The sequence below is a fragment of the Pseudoalteromonas tunicata genome (assembly GCF_002310815.1).
GTDB classification, from domain to species: domain Bacteria; phylum Pseudomonadota; class Gammaproteobacteria; order Enterobacterales; family Alteromonadaceae; genus Pseudoalteromonas; species Pseudoalteromonas tunicata.
This window is the reverse complement of sequence record NZ_CP011032.1, coordinates 1,522,173-1,540,500: the sequence shown is the minus strand read 5'-3', so window position 1 is coordinate 1,540,500 and position 18,328 is coordinate 1,522,173. Positions and strand designations below refer to the sequence as shown.

Below are 18,328 nucleotides of genomic sequence, written 5' to 3'. Positions count from 1 at the left end.
CAAACCGTTTAAAAAAGCACCCTCGGGTGCTTTTTACATTTAACTGAATGTATTGCCTAACATTACTGATTATCTATTGTTGTTCGACGTTTACTCTTTCATCGGGTTTCGACAATACCTCAATTGCTGGCGTATCTTCCTCACCAGAACCAAGTAATACAGCAAGCCAGCGACCTTCATCACTCGATTCCAAACCAATTTTAACTATCATAGTTAATGGAACAGATAACAGCATACCGACAGTGCCAAGCAACCAGCCCCAAAAAATGAGTGATAAAAATACCACCAGCGTCGAAAGCCCTAAACCTCGGCCCATGTATTTGGGCTCAACTACATTGCCCATCACAGTATTAATGGCGATATAACCAAAGCCCACCATGCCGGCTACCGCAGGGCCTTGCAGGATCAGTGCTAACAAAACGGCCGGTACAGCTGCAATAATAGAACCGATATTGGGAATGTAATTAAACATAAAAGCAAGTACACCCCAAAGTACAAAGTAATCAACGCTTAAAATCCAGAGCAACAGCCCCACCAGCACACCAGTGGCTAAACTCACTAAGGTTTTTATTGCTAAATAGGCATTCACTGATTCTAAAAAACGGTCGATTTGGCGCATTTTCATTTGCGGATCATCTAATGCCAAATGTACTTTTTTACCGATAACTGGCGCTTCAAACAACATAAACACCACAGTCAAAATAATTAAAAACAAATTAGCCATCACGCCACCCAAGCCCGCAAGCATGTTTGACGCCATATCAATCACTTTACCCGGATCAAATAACTCTAAAATTTGTTCTTTATTGAGCAAAATATTGTATTTTGCTGCAACTTCAACCGCCCACACAAATTCTTGTTGTAACTTAATTTTGTATTCTGGGATGTTTCTTGAAAAATCATTCAGTGATTGCCCAACCAAGCCAGCAAGCGACATACCGAGCAATACAATCAATAGGATAACTAAAATAACCGCCACACCTTTTGGAATGCGATAGCGGGCGCAAATATTAATCAGTGGGTTACAAATAATAGCTAAAAAAAGCGAAAGCAAAAATGGCACAATCACCACACTTGCCGCTTTTACTCCAGCCAAAACCACTACGGTTGCAGCCAAAATAAGCATTCTTTTGCTGATCCCAGAAAAATTGGGTTGAACCATAATTATTCCTTGTTATAAAACTGCGGTTAAATCTAACTGCAATACAAAATAAATTTATAAATATCATGCTGTAACACATCATAATGTAAATTCAGTTAAAGCTCGATAAACAAACGCCAAATTGCGCTATTTTAATCGAAGCCGAGTTTGATCGACCCTATCGCTTACTACGTAAAATCAAACTAAGTACACCGTAATGCACAAAGATTAAAAAACAACCAAACATTAACTACACTTAGGGACAAATACCGTGGTAATAGAAGCTGACAAAATGAATATTCTCATCACTGGTGGTACAGGTTTAATTGGTAAAGAACTAATAAAATTTCTTAATAATCATCATAATGTCACCGTTTTTACCCGTTCAATTAGTAAAGCGTATAAATTAAATGGCCATCAAATTAATGCCGTGAGTGATCTCAATCAGCTCGATTTTAATCAGCTTGATGTCGTTATTAATCTCGCAGGAGAACCGATTGCTGATAAACGCTGGACTCAACAACAGAAAGAAAAAATAGAGCAAAGCCGTTTTAACATCACACAACAATTAGTTGACCGCATAAAACAGGCTGATACTCCACCTCATACCTTTATTTCTGGCAGCGCGATTGGTTTTTATGGCCGACAAGCACAAGCAGTCGATGAAAGCTGGGATAATTGTCATCCCGAATTTAGCCATTACCTGTGTAAAAAGTGGGAAGACATCGCCAATCAAGCACAAAGTGAGCGTACGCGGGTTTGCTTATTACGTACCGGCATTGTATTGAGTGATAAAGGCGGCGCACTTAAAAAAATGTTGCCCGCTTTCAAACTTTGTTTAGGCGGACCTATTAGTCATGGTGAGCAAATGATGTCGTGGATCCACATTGATGACATGGTGAGCGCGATTTTATTTATTTTGAACCAAGCCTATTTACATGGCCCAATCAACTTAACGGCACCAAATCCTGTTTCAAATGCGTGTTTTAGCCAAACCTTAGCTAAAACAATTCGCCGCCCAGACTTTTTTACCATGCCAGCAAAGGTGCTTACCTTACTGTTTGGTGAAATGGCTGACTTATTGCTACATGGTCAAGCGGTTAAACCAACTATCTTGCTTAATGCAGGCTTTCGCTTTCATCATCAGTATATTGAAGAAGCATTACGTAATTTATTACAAAAATAGCGCTATTTTTAAACGTTGAACATAAAAAAGGTGAGCCATGCTCACCTTTTTGCTCTTTAAACGAACACTCAGATTAGCTAAGTGCGCGTAATAACCCTTGAGTATTTTGGCGCATGGTTTTTGCCACCATACTATAGCCAACTAACGCTACAAATACCCCGCCCGATAACGGACCAAATAACCAAATTTTTGGGTGTAGCTTTCCAGGTAATTCAAAGACTTGCTGTTGAATAATTAAAAGCGTGACATCGCTTACTATCGCAGCGACTAAACCGGCAATTAAACCGAGTAATAAAAACTCATACAAGGTCGCTTGCTTAATTAAACTACCGCGCGCGCCTAAGGTTCGTAAAATAACAATTTCTTGCATCCGCTCAGCCAAACTTGCTTGTACTTGTGAAATCAGTACTAAGGTGCCACAAAGCACTACAATGGCCAATACAAAACCAATCGCTAGCGATACTTGGTTAATAATAGATTGGGCCTGTAACAATCTATCTTGAATATCAACTACGCTAATGGTCGGATATTGCATCAATAGTTGGTTAAATACTTTGTTTTGCTCACTACTAACATGGGATGCCGTAAAATAAGTAGCCGGAAAATGCGCTAATGCCTCAGGATTTAAAATCATAAAAAAGTTAGGTTGCATGCTGCCCCAATCGACTTTTCTAAAACTCGTGACCCTAGCACTTACTTCTTGATTATTAATCAGTAATGTCAGCTCATCACCTAGTTTAATTTTTAACCCTTCAGCCATGCCTTGCTCAACCGAGACTTGTGCACTGCCATCATTATTAAACCACTCGCCCTCTACTAAGTCGTTCGTAGCTGGCATTTCTTGCGCCCAGGTTAAATTTAGCTCACGCCCAACCCCTTGTTTTGCTTCTTCGTCTTTTTTCTCACCTTCTTGCAAAGACACATCACGGGCATATTTTTCATTATTTAAAGCTTGAACGCGACCACGGATCACCGGATAAAATTCGCTTGCCTCAATACCATGCTGCTCAAAATACGCCGAGATAGGAGCCACTTCGTCTTTAGCAATATTAATTAAAAAAGCATTTGGTGCATTTTGTGGCACTTGCGCTTGCCAATCGGCAATCATGTCATTTTTTAATACCACTAACAGCAACATTAATTTGATTGCTAATGCAAAGCTAATTAATTGCACCGCATTGGCATTGGCTCGTTTTTGAATCGTGGCCAATGCCAATGACCAACTATTAGCAGGGCTTAAACCTAAACGACGACCGCCGCCAAAAATAAGCCGTGAGATCCCAAACAAAACCGCAACAACTAACGCAGATGCGCCATACAAAATCACACTCACTTTTAAATTGCCGCTAAAAAGCCACATTAAGCCAAATACAGTTAATGCCGACATTGCCATGTGCATACGACCAATAGCCAGCGTATCACCTAAATTACGGCGCAGCACGCGAAGTGGTGGAATATCAAATAAATCGAGTAATGGTTTTAGCGCAAACATCACCGCACATACTGCCCCAATAAAAATTGCCATAAACCAAGGTTTCCAACCTGCATTTGGTAACGTTGTTCCCATCGATTGAGCTAGGTAATCTGCACCAAGTGTTTGCAAGCCAAAGCCTATTAGCAATCCTAAACTAATTGAAAAAAAGCAAATAAGGCTCAAATGTAAGAGATACATTTTACGAATAGTACTGCGCGACCCACCTAAGGTTTTCATCATAGCCACAGGATCGTATTGGCGTTCACAATAGCGTTTTGCCGAAACCGCCATTGCCACTGCGGCTAAAATAATGCCTAACAAACCCGCAATAAGTAGAAATTGGCTTGAACGCGTTAAATTATCACCTAACGGCGATTGGCGATCTTTAATGCCCTCCCAGGTTTGATTATCTTTTAATTGTGGTTTTATCCAGCTGTAATAATCGCTCAGTGTGGTTTCATCCCCAGCAAACAAGAAACGATAAAAGACTCGGCTTCCGGGCTGAATCACTTTCGTCGCCGCAATGTCATTTTGATTAATAATGATGCGACGATTACCTGTAAAGGAAAATAGTGCGCCATCAGGCTCGCGTACCAACACATGCGAAACCACAAAACGACCAGCCCCAATTTCAACCTCATCACCGACTTGCAATTTCATGCTATAAAAAATCGATTCACTCAACCAGACCTCACCTTTTTTCGGGCCTGAGCTCACTTCAAATGTGTCACCATCAAGAGTATTTTTTATAATGACTTTGCCGCGTAACGGATAACTTTCTGTCGCCGCTTTCACCGAAACTAACAACATGTCGTCGTTAGCAAACAGCATGGTATCAAAATAAGTCAGTTCAGCCGTTTGCAGCCCGCGCTGTTGCGCCTCATTCAAAAAAGCAGAGTCAATCGCATGATTACTGTCTAAACGACGGTCTGCTGCAATAAATTCCGTTGATTTTTGTTCAATGTTGAGCCGAATACGGTCAGTTACGGCTGATAAGGTAAACACAGTTAATACTGCCAAGGCGATTGCAGCACTAATAATGGTGAGTTCGCCACGCTTTAACTCACGCATAAATAATTTTAAGGCGAGCTTAACCCACATGAGCGCGTACTCCTTGGGTTAGTTTTTCAAGTTCACCCCCTTCAATGTGCAAAATGTGATTACACTTTTGCGCCAAATGTTCATCGTGCGTCACTAAAACTAAGGTTGTGCCATTTTGCTCATTCAACTCAAACAGTAATTTTTCAATCAACTGGCCATTTTTACTGTCTAAGTTTGCCGAAGGTTCGTCGGCAAATAAAATTTTAGGGCCACCAACAAACGCGCGTGCAATTGCTACACGTTGCTGCTCACCGCCAGATAATTGCGATGGGTAATGGCCAATACGATGCGAAAGCCCTACTTTTTCAAGTAATGCCAGTGCTTGTTCTTTAGCGTTGGTTTTTCCGGCAAGCTCGGCAGGCAACATCACATTTTCAAGGGCGGTTAAACTTTGTACCAGCATGAAAGATTGAAAAACAAACCCAATTTTTTGGGCACGTAGCGCTGCTCGGTCTTCTTCATCTAAGGTATGAAGTGGTGCACCATCTAAAAATATTTCGCCTTCGCTGGCCACATCTAAGCCAGCTAATAAACTTAACAAAGTAGATTTACCAGAGCCTGATGCACCCACTATTGCAACCGAATCGCCAGACTTGACATTAAAGCTGATGTCCTTGAGGATGGCTAAGTCCCCTTCTAAAGTGGTGACTGTTTTAGCTAATCCATTGACCTGTATTACATTAAGTTGAGAAAGCACTGACATATGACTCCTACAATGATCCGTATATTTATCTTATTAGTTTTCATTTTTACACCTTTAGGTGCATCGGCAAAGCAAACAATTTTAATTGTGGGTGATAGTTTAAGTGCCGCCTATGGCCTAAAACAATCTGAAGGATGGGTCAATTTGTTACAAAATAAGTTTGACCAAGAGCAACACGCTATTGAATTAATTAATGTCAGTGTCAGCGGCCAAACAACTGGTAACGCCCTACTGACTTTAAACGAGCACCTTAAACGCTATCAACCAAGCCACGTTTTAATTGAGCTTGGTGCTAACGACGGCCTCAGAGGCTTTCCAATCAAGCAAATAAAACAAGACCTAAAGCAACTCGTTGAAACAAGCCAGGCAACCGGAGCACATGTTGCCGTAATGGAAATCCAAATTCCGCCAAATCTTGGCCCGCGTTATACTTCGCTGTTTACAGCTGTTTTTAGCGAAACAACCCAGAAAACCAATACCACGCTGATGCCATTTTTTATGCTAGCAGTGGCAGGTAATCCCGAGCTCATTCAAAACGATAATCTACACCCAAACCTTCAAGCTCAGCCTATCATACGGGATTTTATGGCCAAGGAGATCACTATTTGGCTAGAGAAAACCGCACCTTAAGCGCATTTTGGTATAATTACTAGCCAAAGTGACTCCCAACTCCTTCGCTTTGGCTGGTAATTATAAAATTGAAAAAACAAATACCCTCTAGCAACTAATGCTTTGATACCTAAATGTTTTTAATTGAAATGATTAAACTACAGTAAGTCGTTCACAACTTTTAGTATTATATAAATAACTCAACACATCACTTATCAAGCTCAAAGAGCATAGCAACCTTGTTTGGTTTTTGTGCAAACGATTTTAACCGTATTGATTTTTATATAAAATTGAGTAGTATTGGCTTCGGTCGTCGGCATATAGCGCAGCTTGGTAGCGCACTTCGCTGGGGGTGAAGGGGTCGCAGGTTCGAATCCTGCTATGCCGACCATTTTCTTGATAATAGCGTTATGATTTGACAACAAAACTGTAATTTTCATTACATACTGTACTCTCGCCCTTCACTATAAAACACTCACTGATTAATATATCCCATTGTTATAAAAAACTTAACACCCCCTCAATGAAGCCATCAATTCGCATCAATACTAAGTAGAAATACACCTCTCAGATCCAAAAAATAATTGAACTGAACAAAAAATCTAGGCAAAAAATACCGCACCGAATATACTGTATATAACTACAGTATATGGTTGTTGTTATGTTTGTCATACCTATTTACATTGAAGCGGGGATCACAGGGTTTGAGTCTCCTGCTGCTGAATACAAAGAACTTGGCCTCTCACTTGATGAGCTATTAATAAAACACCCATCGGCGACTTTTGTTGGCTTGGCTTCAGGTGCCTCGATGCAAGACGTAGGAATTTTTGATGGTGATATTTTAATTGTCGACAGAGCACTCGATATTAATAATGGTGATGTAATAGTGGCTAGTTTTAATGGATCTTTTGTCTGTAAAATCATAGATAAAACAAATCAGTTATTAATTTCTGCTTCTCATAATTACGCTGCTGTGGCTGTCAATCAAGATGACAATTTTAAAATTGAGGGAGTAGTAACTTGCTCAATTCGCTTACATAAGCACACAACCGAGCTCACAAAATGTATGCGTTAGTCGATGCTGTTTCATTTTATGCCAGTGCTGAAAAAGTATTTGACCCTGCAATACGATTTAAACCCGTAGTGGTATTAACTAACAATGATGGCTGTATTTGCGCTGTATGCCCTATCGCTAAAAAATTAAGCATTCCAAAGTTCCAGCCGTATTTTAAAGTGAAACCTTTTTTAGATGCACATAAGGTAGTGGTTCGTTCTTCTAATTATGAGCTTTATGCGGATTTAAGTGAGCGCATGATGACGGTGATCAACCGATATTGTGATAATCATTATGTGTATTCTATCGATGAATCATTTTTACAGTTTACAGGTTTTCAAAATATCATCAGTGATTGGTTTACCTATGGCAAAACCATTCGCAGAGCTGTATGGCGTGAAACGGGCTTACCTGTTGGGGTTGGCTTTGGCCCAACACCGACTCTTGCAAAAGCAGCCAATCATGCCGCCAAAAAGCTGGCTGGGTTTCGAGGCGTAGCCGTGATTAATGATGAACAATCACGGAAAAATATTTTGTCACAAATGAGCGTAACCGATGTTTGGGGGATTGGCTCACGCCTTGGCAAAAAGTTAACGTTTTTAGGCATCCATTCTGCGCTCGATCTCGCCAATCAAAACCCAAAAATGATGAGACGACAATTTAGCGTGGTGGTAGAGCGAACCATCAACGAGCTCAACGGAATAACCTGCTTAAGTTGGGATGATGTTAAACAAAATAAAAAAGAGATTTTTTCAACTCGCAGTTTTGGTGAACGAATTTTTGATGCCCACACTTTAAATGCAGCACTGGTTACTCATGGCTCAATTGTTGCCAAAAAACTTCGAAATCAGCATTCGTTAACCAAAAAACTGCTGATTTTTGCATCCAGTTCGGTTCACGAAGACAACTATTATAAAAAATCCATTCTCTATGATTTTGCAGTGCCCACCTGTGACACTATTGTAATTGCCAACGCTATCGCCGAAGTATTGCCACAAATATTTAAAGCCAATACGCGATTTTATCGTTGTGGGGTTGGGGCGATTGAACTGGCCGATAGCAAATTTCAGCAAAAAGATCTTTTTGCAACAACCACAGATCAACCAGAACTCATGAAGTGCTTAGATTCGATTAATAAACGCTATGGCACAGGTACTCTTTCTCTTGCCTGCGAAAAAAAAACGCAGCACTGGCAAATGAAACGCGCATTATTATCGCCACAATACACCACCCGCTGGTCTGATATCCCTGTAGTCGACTGTAATTAGCATCAACCAAAAACAATTGGCGACCCTATACAATACTTTTTAAACCTGTCCTTGCCGCTCATCGCCAATGTTGCACTTAAAGCAGCTGCGGATATGGCACTGTATTTGAACTCGCCTTACAAAAAGGAGCACTCACACAAGCTCAATTATTCGACTCAAATTACCAGCCCATTCCTAATACCGATATGGAAGAAGTCATGCACGACTTCTCAGCACTTATTTAGGCACATAGCAAACATTGGGGAGGTTTTCGAATTGGTTAATAAAGCTGAAATAATTAAAGAATTACGTTTATTTAGCTCAAAAACGCTGCCTTAATCTAAACGACCTTCAATAAAAAATGCTAATTTTTCAATTCTCTAGTGTGTGGTACAATTTTTACTTAAGTGATGCGCTATTATCAACTAAACTAAAAATCACGATTGAAAATAAGGTGACAGAATGCGACATTGGATGTTTTTGCCGTTACTACTCGCGCTTTGCCCTCTCCTTTTTGCTGATGAAGCCCGTTTAACGCCCTCAACATCGGCCGATACAATTGACATTATTTACCCAAGACCTTCACGGGATGAAGATTTAGAAACTTGGTATCCATTAATTTTACTCAAAAAAGCACTTAGTCATAGCCAATTAGATTATTCATTACGCCATACCAACAATGTGATGGTACAAAGTCGCGCACTTAAAGAACTCACCATAGGTAAAAATCTCACCGTAACTTGGACCATGACTAATCAAGAGCGCGAACAAGATTTGTTACCGGTACGAGTACCAATTTATAAAGGCTTATATGGCTGGCGTTTATTATTGACCCAAGCCCAAAGAATTGAAGAGCTTCAAGGTTACAAAAATCCCGAGCGATTTAGCAAATTAGTGTATTTACAAGGCCATGATTGGCCTGATACCGAAGTTTTAAAAGAAAATGGCTTTACTGTAAGCACGGCTGTAAGTTATGAGGCCTTATTCAATATGTTACTAAAAGGCCGAGGAGATGTATTTCCCCGCAGTATTATAGAAATCAATTGGGAGTTAGATCACCGCAGTGATAAAGACGAATTTGCTGTGGTGCCACACATTGCATTGCACTACCCCTCTGCGATGTACTTCTTTTTTAATAAAAAAGATAAAGACTTAGCTAAGGCTGTCGAGCAAGGCCTGATGTTAATGCATGAAAATGGTGAATTCACACAGTTATTTGAACAATTTTTTGCCAACGAAATAGCCAAAGCCAAATTAACCGAAAAGCACATAATCAAACTCGAAAACACACAATTACCGAGCTTGACACCCCTTAATAATCCACAATTATGGTTTTCACCTTACGCAGCGGCTAATAAATCTTAAACTCTTGATATTGCTTTAACTGCACATAATCCCATGCAACAGTTAGAACATCAGCAGTTTTAGGCCCTTCTTCAAGATATTGAGCAAAATTAACTAATTGAGATTCTGTACCTGTGGCTTCAATTTCAACCTCGCCATGAGCTAGATTTTTCGCATACCCACTTATTCCATGGTTCAATGCATAATGCTGTGCTCCAGCACGAAAACCAACCCCTTGTACTTTACCGCTCACAATCACTCTAAATGTTCTCATTGTCATAACACATTAGCCTTTTGATGATTATTTAAGCAAAGCTAGCTAAGTAATGTAAAAGTACCAAGTGTAAGCACGGATATTATAAAAAACAGTTTCCATTTGGGGGATTTTTCATTAACCTAAACTAGGTAATCTTTAGGATTAAAACCCTATAAATTTACACTCTCTTTTAAATGAAAAGGATATTCTATGCGCACATTATTTATCATCGGTTCTTTGTTATGCGTCCCAGTAATTAGCCAAGCTAATACATATTTTGGTGATGTTAATTTTACGCATATAACTCCCTCTAGTGAGCAAGCAATTTGGCAAGCAAGCAGCCAACTACCACTTAAGTACCCTGTTGAATTAGCAAAACAAATGATTATCGGCTGTGGCATTTTTAATGTTGAAATTTCAGCCGAGGGCAAAACAAACAAAGTGAGCTTAATCTCAGAGGTAACGAACAAAAAATCATTAGCTAAAGAGACGATTAAAACGTTAAAACGCTTTAAGTGGCAACCTCAAGCAGGCCAAGTTGCAGCAGCGAGCGAGCAAGTTATTCGTTTAGATTATTGTTTGGGGGGTGATAGCATTGAAAGCGCTCAAGCTCGGTGTCAAACACAAGCAAAGCTACCTTGTTCAAAAACATGATCGTTCACCTTACTCCTCTTACATAAGTTCCAAGTATAATTAACCTCAATTCTGGATAAGATATTTACCAATACTTTGAATTAAAATTAGATATCTAATTTTAATTCATCTCTAGCAAGCGGCTTTTCAAGGGTAACGAGGCGGATTGGTGCGTCAATAGCGGATCTATTGCAAGCGAATTCAACGCTGTTAGCGTTAAAAATAGCTGCCTGAGATAGATTTATACCCAGTATTGAGGTTAATTAGCGTTATATTATAACAGCTCGTCGCAGAGCCATTGACGTCAATAGCGCAATACACGTACCCTAAATGAGATATAACAATAAGGAACAAAAAATGCGCTTAAAACCTCTTGTTGCAACGCTATCGCTTGCACTTTGTGGTACAGCTATTGCCGATGAAGGCATGTGGCAACCACACCAACTTCCTGAGCTTGAATCAATATTAAAAGCTAAAGGGCTTGAAATTGATGCTAAATCAATTTCAAAACTGACTGAATTTCCAATGAACGCCGTTATCAGCCTAGGTGGTTGTACTGCTTCATTTGTATCACCACAAGGGTTAGTTGTCACCAACCATCACTGTGCTTATGGTTCAATTCAATATAATTCAACACCTGAAAATAATATTTTAGAAAATGGATTTTTAGCCAAGTCACCTGCAGAAGACTTACCTGCAGCACCTGGCTCGCGTGTTTATGTAACAGAAACTGTGACTGATGTGACCGATAAAGTAATTAAAGGCACACAAAAGCTCAATGCAAAAGCTCGTTATGATGCCCTAGAGAAAAATGAAAAAGCCTTAGTGGCAGAATGTGAAGCCGATAAAAACTACCGTTGTAATGTGTATTCATTCCACGGCGGATTAGAGTTTTACTTAATTAAATCGCTTGAAATTAAAGACGTACGCTTAGCGTACACCCCAGCAATGGGTGTAGGTAAATATGGCGGCGATATCGATAACTGGATGTGGCCGCGCCATACCGGTGATTTTGCCTTTTACCGCGCTTATGTTGGCAAAGATGGAAAACCAGCTGAGTTTAGCCAAGATAACGTCCCATATGTGCCAGCGTCTTACCTCAGTGTGAGTGCTAAAGGTGTACAAGATGGTGATTTTGTTATGGTAACGGGCTATCCAGGTCGCACCAATCGCTATCGCATTGCGGCTGAGGTTGATTACACCTTTAATACCAGTTATCCAAAATCACGTGAACATAACTCAAAATATGTATCACTGATTGAAGAAAACTCAGAAGATGGCAGCAAAGCTCGTATTGCTTATGAAAGCACTATCGCAGGCTACAATAACTACATTAAAAACTACGGCTCAATGATTGAAAGCTTTAACAAAGGCACCATGTTTGAACGTAAAAAACAGTTTGAGCAAGAGCTAAGTGCGTGGATCAATAGCGACCGAAAACGTAAAAAACAATATGGCAAAGTCTTAAAGGAATTGTCAACGTTAGTGGCACAATCACAAGAGCATAATGAACGCGACCGCATGTTAGGGTATGTTCATCGTTCACAAATGATTAGCACAGCCCGTGGTTTATATCGTTTATCATATGAAATGCAAAAACCTGATGCCGAACGTGAATCAGGCTATCAAGAACGTGATTTACCACGTTTTGAAGCAAGTTTAAAACGCATGACTCGCCGCTTTGATGCGACAGTTGACCAAGCTATTTTACTGCACTTTTTAGAGCTATATGCTGCGTTACCAAAAGAAGAGCGTTTTGCTGAAGTCGACAAAGCGTTTAAATTAGAAAACGGTTTTGATAAAACAAAACACAGTGAATTACTTGCACAAATGTATGCCAGCTCAGCACTTAATGATGAAGCGGCACGTTTAGCCTTGTACCAACAGCCATTTAATGAGCTTAAAAACAGCCAAGATCCTTTCATCCAATACGCAAATGCAATTTTTGCGGTAATGAAAGCTGAGGAAGATAAAGACAAAGCACTTGCAGGTAAATTACAAGCTGCTCGCCCACAGCTTATGTCGGCTATTATTGCCTTTAACAAAGCACAAAATAAACCTGTCTATGCCGATGCCAACAGCACATTACGCGTCACATACGGCACCGTGGGTGGCTATTCGCCACAAGATGGTTTAGTTGCCACTCCATTTACGTCTTTAGAAGGTTTATTAGCCAAAAACACCGATGTAGATCCATTTAATGCGCCGAAAAAACAGCAAGATTTGATTAAAGCAAAATTATTTGGTGACTACACCGGTGGCATGAACACCGTACCAGTGAACTTCTTATCAAACGTAGATACAACCGGTGGTAACTCAGGTTCCCCAACCTTAAATGGTAAAGCTGAACTTGTAGGCTTACTGTTTGATGGTGTGTACGAAAGTATTATTGGCGATTGGGATTACAATCCTGAATTTAATCGTTCAATCCATGTTGATTCACGCTACATGCTGTGGGTGATGGATAAAGTAGATAATGCACAAAATTTATTAGATGAAATGAATATCGTTAAATAACAATAAAGGGCGCACAAGCGCCCTTTTTAATTTCTGTAAGCCAAATACGAGCACAATATAACTCGTGTTGGCTAAGCTAAGCTAAAGAATTACAGCTGCTTTGGCCCTTGTAGCTTTAAATTCATTTTAGGGTCTTTTAATAAAATCCCCTTTTTAAAAAGTAACTTATGCAGTTGTTTTTGTAATTTAGTTTCAACATGGCTATCAAGTGCAATACGCAATGTTTGTGTATCCGTAAAATGATAATGCACTAATAAACTACCCGGAAAACAATCAAACTCAACGGTATGGCTTAAATGGCTAAAACCCTCTATTTGTTTTGCCTCTTCGCTCATGTGTGCAAGTACCGCTAATAGTTTTTCGTTTAAACGCTGGCAAATTTTACTCATTTTCATCTTTTGGACTCACAACTTTAATCACTAATTTATCTATGCGCAGTGTAACCTGTTTGCCATCTATTTACTGCATAATTCCAATTAATGCCCCCTTTTTTCACCATGATGAGCATAGAACTAAGTTCATATTGAATGAATTAAATTAATAGTAGCAGCATCAAAAAATGATGATTTTAAAAACACACTGGATGATAACCAGGTAATAATTGCACAATAAATACGCCAAAAAGGCTATTTTTAAGAGCATTTAATGTCACAAAAAACTCGCTGTTGTTTTTGGATACAGTTGGTTTGAAAACAAAGTTTTACGGGACATCAGCTAAGGATTAAAAATAGGTAAATCAATTGTAACCAACCATTTTTATAGGACTTTTATTATACCGATTACATTTGATTACATATCAAGTTATAACTATTACACTTGTTTCAATTGCCATTTAAAAATTATCTAGTATGATGAATCTAAAGTGTTTTTATTTGTACAAATAATTCACATTCAAACTAAAAACCACTTTAATTGTGTAAAACAAAATAATAAGAACAATAAACAACCTACCATTCATTTGCCGTTCAGTTTCAAAATCCTACTTTGCGTGTCGTCTCCAACAGTCTCTCAATAAAATCACACTCTGTTGGCTCTGTTTTATTAACAACAAGTAGGTCCAAATGAACAAAACGTCTCTGAATTTAGCAGTGCTTGCTGCACTTCCCCTTTTTTATAGTACCGTCAGTGTTGCAGAAACATCGTCTCTTGATGCCATTGAGACAATTCAAGTAACAGGCTCTCGCATTAATCGTACGGATATGGAAACCGCAAGCCCTGTAACAGTAATTTCAGCTGAGTTAATCGCACAAAGTGGTTATGCATCTGTTGAAGAGATTTTATCAAAGCAACCTGTTGCGGCAGGTATGAACCTAGGTGCTACATCAAATAATGGTTCAGGTGGCTCTGCCACAGTTAACCTTCGCGGTATGGGCACTAATCGTACCTTGGTATTATTAAATGGCCGTCGTATGGTGGCATCAGGCACAGGTGCTGATTCATCTGTTGATTTAAATACCATTCCTGTGGCGATGATCAAATCAATCGAAATATTGAAAGATGGCGCATCTGCGGTATACGGCTCAGATGCTATTGCTGGTGTCGTTAATATCATCACAAAACAAGATTTTGAAGGCACTAAAATCGCCGCGGATGTTAGCGAAACAGCTCAAGGTGATGGTACAAGTGGTGGCGTGAGTATATTGCATGGTGTTGAGTTTGCCGGTGGTAACTTGGTCATTGGTGCACAATTCTCAGAACGTGGCAAAATTATTCAGGCCGATCGTGATCATGTTGAACCTGGTTGTTCATCATTTATACCTGAAGGTACATTAGGTGGCAAAACACCAGATGGTCAAGGTGGCTTTAAAAAACGTCAACACTGCTATGACTTTACTCAAGATAGTTACGCTCAAACACCTAACGAATTATTCAGTGCATTTTCAAGCTTCACCACTGAATTAGACGCAGATACACGCATTAATGCAGACTTAATGTACACTCGTCGTGAATCAAATCAACAAATGGCACCACAACCAGCCAACATCGATTTATTAAGCGCTAAACTTGCCGATAAATACTCGCAACTTTTTGCAGACACCGATGGTAATGTAGCGCAAGAATTAAACTACCGCCGTCGCATGACCGATGCAGGCCCACGTATTTCGGAGCAAGTAACCGATACATACCGTTTCTCTTTAGGTATTACAGGTGAGCTAGAGTCAGATGCAAGCTGGGATGTATCTGTCACCTATGGTCGTAATGATTCTGAAGATAAAGTACAAAACTCAATTCACGCCGGCAACATGGAAAAGAGCATTTATGCTAACCAAGATTTATGGTTCAGCGGTGATGCACTCTCGCGCGACTTTTTAGCCAGCCAAGGTACCATGTACACCGAAACCAACAAAGGTGGCAATGAGCAATTCATCATGGCAGCAGGATTAAGCGGTGTGACTTCATTTGACTTAGGCTATGCCGTAGGTATTGAAAACCGTTTTGAAAGTGGTTTTTATACCCCTGATTTAATTACTCAAGCAGGTGAAAGTACCGCAGCACAACAAGACCCTACTTCAGGTAACTACTCGGTACAGTCTGTTTATGGCGAAGTATCAATGCCAGTGAACGATCAATTATCACTTGAAGCGGCAACTCGCTTTGATAACTACTCAACCTTTGGTACAGCAGTAACTTGGAAAGTGGGTGCAACATACCGTTTCAACGATGAGTTTATGATGCGCTCAGTTGCAGCAACAGGCTTTAGAGCACCAAATGTTGCTGAACTTTACGGCGGTAACTCAGGTTCGTTCGATTACTTAGACGATCCGTGGGGCAATGCACCCGATGCACAAATTTTAGTGAACTATACGGGCGATTTAAACTTACAACCTGAAGAAAGTGAATCATTCACCTTTGGTATGGTGTGGGAAATCACTGATGGTTTATCAAGCACATTAGATTACTGGTCATTTGATATTACCGACGCTATCAGCCGTTTAAATGTACAAAACCAAATGAATAATTGTTTTGCCGGTCAACAACAAGCATGTGATTCAATTAACATCACACCTGCTGGTGATTTATCGGATATGACATCGGTTTTAACCAATGTTGGTTCGCAACAAACATCTGGGATTGATTGGAACATCGGCTACCGCCAAGATAGTTACCGTATCACGTTAGATACTACTTATTTAATTGAATTTAAAGAAGATGGTATTAATTATGAAGGGACTATTGATGGCAATATGGGTGGATACTCAAAACTAAAAGCCAACTTTACGGTTGATTACAATCTAACTGATGCAGTGACGCTTGCCTATAACGCGCAGTATATTCAAGGTATGGATGGCAATAACGATGGTGATAAATACACTACCGATGATGTGGTTTATCACAACGTAAGTGCTGCCTACGAAGTGAATGATCAATGGCGTATTAACGGGGGCGTTAAAAACCTGCTTGATACCGATCCTGAATACGTTCCAGATGGTAACGATATGAATACAATCCCAAGTTTATATGATGTTGTGGGTCGTACTTTCTATCTCAGCACCAGCTACCGTTTTTAAGTAATTTATTTAAAAAACGATACCTTTAAAGACGACTTCGGTCGTCTTTTTTATAAACGACAAAAAATAATAATCCATAACAAACTATTTTCAGCTCCTGCACGACTAACTGATAAACGGCCTAACACCATTAACCACACAGGATAGTCAGCATGAAACACTTTAATCCATTACTAATCGCACTCCCGTGCATCCTCATTGCGCTTGCGGCAACAGCATCAACGACCTATCACACTGCCAGTGATACGGCAACCGAATATCGGATACAAGCCTACAATAATTGCAACCAAGTCGCCGATATACCAATGACAGCACCTCAAATTACGCTCTATCAAAAACTGGAGACAGCACAAAAAGCGATTGAAATAGCTCAGTCGCCAATTGAAAAAATTGAACAACAAATAAATGCCTACTCAACTGAAATATCAGCCATAACCGAATTAGCAGTTGTTGAAAATGAGCATACGCTCACCATAAATAAAACTCTGCTGGCAAAACAAGAACAGGCCGCTAAGCAACTAGAAAACTTCATAGCACAGCATCAAGCTGATTTTGATAGGTTAGAAAAAACAGCAAGCCAAATAGAATCCATAGCACAACAGTTCGAGGAAAGTATCAAACCCACTCTAGGTGGTATGAGCTATCAATACCTGCAAGTTGTTGGACCAAATACACCTAAAAACAACAATACATGCAACGATAGCTTAGCCTATCGTATGCACTAACCTCACACACTTGCTGTTGCTGTGAGCAAGGCCATTGCTTTGCCACAGCGCGATTAAAGTCCAGTTACAATTTATTACTGCAAAATAATACCATAGCCTTTAAACTGGCTACTCCTCGATTGTTAAAAAGGTACTGTTTTGAACTATAAGTGGATTTTATTTGACGCCGATGAAACCCTGTTTCATTTCGATGCATACGCGGGCTTACAGGCCATGTTTAGCGAGTTTGGCGTTGCGTTCAGCCAAGAAGATTTTACCCAATATCAAGCAACAAACCAGCCTTTATGGCACGCCTTTCAACTTGGGCAAATCAATGCAGAGCAATTACAACATCGTCGGTTTGCGCAATGGGGAAGTAAACTCGATATTGCACCAGCCACATTAAACAGTCGTTTTCTGCAATCGATGGCCAATATCACCCAGCTTATTGAAGGGGTTGCACCGTTATTAAGTGCGCTAAAAGGTCAGGCTCAGTTAGGTATTATTACCAATGGTTTTGAAGCACTGCAAAGTGTGCGCTTGGCAAAACTTGGCTTAACCGACACGTTTAAGATTGTCGTCTCTTCTGAGCAAGCGGGTGTTGCTAAACCTGATATTGGTATTTTTAATTACACCCTTAATTTGATGGGCGATGTCGCTAAAGAAGAAGTACTGATGGTGGGTGACAACTTTGTACCTGACGTCATTGGCGGTCAAAAAGCAGGATTTGATACCTGTTGGTATAACCCAAAACAATTGGCCATACCTCAAGAGCCTGCGCCTACGTTTAATATCAGCAATATGGCGCAATTAATTGAAATCTTAAATCTTAAATCTTAAATTAATAAGG

At 39.9% G+C, this 18,328-nt stretch carries 15 protein-coding genes and 1 tRNA gene; 11 read left to right on the top strand and 5 right to left on the bottom strand.

The window, feature by feature from the left end; translation table 11 throughout:
• Positions 1–73: 73 nt before the first annotated feature.
• Positions 74–1,162, bottom strand: a complete 1,089-nt coding sequence (locus PTUN_RS07190) for an AI-2E family transporter (RefSeq protein ID WP_009839554.1) — start codon at positions 1,160–1,162, stop codon at positions 74–76.
• Between the two features lie 271 nt (positions 1,163–1,433).
• On the opposite strand from PTUN_RS07190, the gene PTUN_RS07185 reads away from it, so the two are divergent.
• The gene (locus PTUN_RS07185) at positions 1,434–2,327 is read left to right on the top strand and encodes a TIGR01777 family oxidoreductase (RefSeq protein WP_009839553.1); all 894 of its coding nucleotides are present in this window, start codon (positions 1,434–1,436) and stop codon (positions 2,325–2,327) included.
• Positions 2,328–2,400: 73 nt separating this feature from the next.
• On the opposite strand, the gene PTUN_RS07180 is transcribed toward PTUN_RS07185, so the two are convergent.
• Entirely contained in the window at positions 2,401–4,902 is a 2,502-nt protein-coding gene (locus tag PTUN_RS07180) for an ABC transporter permease (protein WP_009839552.1), read from the bottom strand.
• On the bottom strand, positions 4,892–5,605 hold the full coding sequence (locus tag PTUN_RS07175) for an ABC transporter ATP-binding protein (protein WP_009839551.1): 714 nt from the start codon (positions 5,603–5,605) through the stop codon (positions 4,892–4,894). Before PTUN_RS07175 ends, PTUN_RS07180 begins: the two co-directional genes overlap by 11 nt.
• On the opposite strand from PTUN_RS07175, the gene PTUN_RS07170 reads away from it, so the two are divergent.
• The 5 genes from PTUN_RS07170 to PTUN_RS07150 all read left to right on the top strand — a co-directional run bounded on the left by PTUN_RS07170 (position 5,606) and on the right by PTUN_RS07150 (position 9,880).
• Positions 5,606–6,235 (top strand): arylesterase, encoded by a 630-nt coding sequence (locus PTUN_RS07170; protein ID WP_009839550.1) that lies wholly within the window; start codon positions 5,606–5,608, stop codon positions 6,233–6,235.
• Between the two features lie 293 nt (positions 6,236–6,528).
• Positions 6,529–6,605: transfer RNA gene (locus PTUN_RS07165), tRNA-Pro, on the top strand.
• Between the two features lie 270 nt (positions 6,606–6,875).
• Positions 6,876–7,289, top strand: coding sequence for a translesion error-prone DNA polymerase V autoproteolytic subunit (gene umuD / locus PTUN_RS07160; protein WP_040644120.1), 414 nt, complete (start codon positions 6,876–6,878; stop codon positions 7,287–7,289).
• Positions 7,277–8,536, top strand: a complete 1,260-nt coding sequence (locus tag PTUN_RS07155) for a Y-family DNA polymerase (protein WP_009839547.1) — start codon at positions 7,277–7,279, stop codon at positions 8,534–8,536. Before umuD ends, PTUN_RS07155 begins: the two co-directional genes overlap by 13 nt.
• A 441-nt stretch (positions 8,537–8,977) precedes the next feature.
• Positions 8,978–9,880 carry a substrate-binding periplasmic protein gene (locus PTUN_RS07150; protein WP_040644119.1) on the top strand — a complete coding sequence of 301 codons (903 nt, stop codon included), beginning with the start codon at positions 8,978–8,980 and terminating at the stop codon, positions 9,878–9,880.
• On the opposite strand, the gene PTUN_RS07145 is transcribed toward PTUN_RS07150, so the two are convergent.
• On the bottom strand, positions 9,867–10,139 hold the full coding sequence (locus PTUN_RS07145; protein ID WP_040644118.1) for an acylphosphatase: 273 nt from the start codon (positions 10,137–10,139) through the stop codon (positions 9,867–9,869). The genes PTUN_RS07150 and PTUN_RS07145 overlap by 14 nt on opposite strands.
• Positions 10,140–10,325: 186 nt before the next feature.
• Here PTUN_RS07145 and PTUN_RS07140 point away from each other — a divergent pair, with 186 nt between their 5' ends.
• Positions 10,326–10,769 (top strand): energy transducer TonB, encoded by a 444-nt coding sequence (locus tag PTUN_RS07140; RefSeq protein ID WP_009839544.1) that lies wholly within the window; start codon positions 10,326–10,328, stop codon positions 10,767–10,769.
• 336 nt (positions 10,770–11,105) lie between these two features.
• Positions 11,106–13,265, top strand: a complete 2,160-nt coding sequence (locus PTUN_RS07135; protein ID WP_009839543.1) for a S46 family peptidase — start codon at positions 11,106–11,108, stop codon at positions 13,263–13,265.
• Between the two features lie 89 nt (positions 13,266–13,354).
• Here the strand turns inward: PTUN_RS07135 and PTUN_RS07130 are convergent, their stop codons facing one another.
• Positions 13,355–13,654: a hypothetical protein gene (locus PTUN_RS07130; RefSeq protein ID WP_096035241.1), complete on the bottom strand. Its 300-nt coding sequence runs from the start codon at positions 13,652–13,654 to the stop codon at positions 13,355–13,357.
• 672 nt (positions 13,655–14,326) lie between these two features.
• Between PTUN_RS07130 and PTUN_RS07125 the strand changes: the two genes are divergently transcribed.
• The 3 genes from PTUN_RS07125 to yjjG all read left to right on the top strand — a co-directional run bounded on the left by PTUN_RS07125 (position 14,327) and on the right by yjjG (position 18,318).
• The gene (locus PTUN_RS07125; protein WP_009839541.1) at positions 14,327–16,774 is read left to right on the top strand and encodes a TonB-dependent receptor plug domain-containing protein; all 2,448 of its coding nucleotides are present in this window, start codon (positions 14,327–14,329) and stop codon (positions 16,772–16,774) included.
• 152 nt (positions 16,775–16,926) lie between these two features.
• Positions 16,927–17,499, top strand: a complete 573-nt coding sequence (locus PTUN_RS07120; protein WP_009839539.1) for a hypothetical protein — start codon at positions 16,927–16,929, stop codon at positions 17,497–17,499.
• A gap of 138 nt (positions 17,500–17,637) precedes the next feature.
• A complete protein-coding gene (gene yjjG / locus PTUN_RS07115) occupies positions 17,638–18,318 on the top strand; it encodes a pyrimidine 5'-nucleotidase (RefSeq protein WP_009839538.1) in 681 nt (226 codons plus the stop codon).
• Positions 18,319–18,328: the final 10 nt, after the last annotated feature.